This is a genomic window from Rhizobium sp. SRI_017 (genome assembly GCF_057586295.1).
The window spans coordinates 1-1,400 of sequence record NZ_JBYCZP010000059.1; the positions used below are offsets into that span (position 1 = coordinate 1).

General features: G+C 55.2%; 2 protein-coding genes. One reads left to right on the forward strand and one right to left on the reverse strand.

Translation table 11 applies throughout. The annotated features are described in order from the left end of the window. Nucleotides 1-380: 380 nt before the first annotated feature. Nucleotides 381-713, forward strand: coding sequence for a GPW/gp25 family protein (locus tag AC2YI2_RS34940; protein ID WP_487391110.1), 333 nt, complete (start codon nucleotides 381-383; stop codon nucleotides 711-713). 45 nt (nucleotides 714-758) lie between these two features. On the opposite strand, the gene AC2YI2_RS34945 is transcribed toward AC2YI2_RS34940, so the two are convergent. Then, on the reverse strand, nucleotides 759-995 hold the full coding sequence (locus AC2YI2_RS34945; protein ID WP_487391111.1) for a CPCC family cysteine-rich protein: 237 nt from the start codon (nucleotides 993-995) through the stop codon (nucleotides 759-761). Between the last annotated feature and the right edge of the window lie 405 nt (nucleotides 996-1,400).

Below are 1,400 nucleotides of genomic sequence, written 5' to 3' on the forward strand. Positions count from 1 at the left end.
AAAACAAACAGAATTCTAGCGTTCTGAGAGGTAGCGGAACGAGGCGCGGTAGTAAATTTTCGAGACGGCACTCCTGCGGCGCTGGTAGGCCGCGACCGTGGCCCCGACGCCGCTCGCCGATGTCGGAGTTCTACTGAGCTCCCAAGTCCCAATGAGCTAGCTGGCGACAGAGACGGGCGCATTCCCGCCACCCTTTCATCGTAGCGCTGCATCGATCATGAACCAAAGGGAGACGATGGAGGTATTCACCGTCGACATTGGATTAGTATCGATAGCGATACGATTGCCGGCACGCCCCTATGAATAACCGTAGGGGTCCGCTAATGTTTCCGTTTCCTGGCGCCATCTTAGAGCGTCTCTGTCTTTGGAGCCTATGTCGAATGCCAAGGCTCGACCCTACAGGCGGCTTGTTCGAAGAAGAAGAGCGTATCCGCATGGCAATTTCGCTGATCCTTAAGACCGCAGTTGGCAGCCGACCGGAGAAGAAACTCTTCGGCGTTGACTTCGTCGATCTTGAGGGAAAGCCGATCTCGGCCGCCGCGGAGGCAGATATCCATGTATCGGCCAAGCAGGCCATCACGGCGTTTGAGAAGCGCGTGGTCGACATCGATGTTGAAGCCGAGTTCAATGGGTCAGTGCTTGTCGCCCTCATAGTCGCCTATACCGAGGTGAATTCCGGTGAGGAGCGACGGCTGAGGATCGACTATGGGTAAACGGTGAAGAGTTGCGTCAACCTGAGACGCGGGGCGACCGATCAGTCAGTGTTCGGCTTCGGTTGGTAAACGAACGGACCCACGAAAATCGGGGTCGCAAGCGCCATAGGCATCGAAGTTGTGCCGGGCCTTCGTCAGTGACAGCGAGCCGTTAGGCCCGTCACGAATCTCTTCGGCATCCTGATCGCCCTGTCCATCGTCCTCCAAAAAACACACTGGGCAAATCTCGTTGCCTCCCCGCTGGTGCAATGTCAGATGACGACAACATGGGCACCTATGAATAGTTTAATCGGAATAAGGCGTCAAAACGTTGTGAAACTTCATGGTCGGAGGATTGTTCTACGCTGCCACTTTGTCAACAAGACCTCGATTGCACTTGACGAAGAGACGCACTAACCTTGGACGAATAATGGCGGGCCTCTGCCGAAGGGATCAAGGTCGTGAATCGTTTGCTTCGCCCATTCGATCTATTTCTCGGCACTCTCCCTCTCTTCGACCGAGAGAGAGAGAGAGAGAGAGAGAGAGAGAGAGAGAGAGAACGAACGCTCGATAACCTTCCATTGTCGGACGTCTGCAATCACCGAAGGCGTGAGAAAACGACCCTTTGCAGACGTGTTTAGGAGACAACGTGACCGAGTGGGCTTCTACCGTAAGCGCCCGGTTGGGCGTTATCTTCGGCCTGCGGAC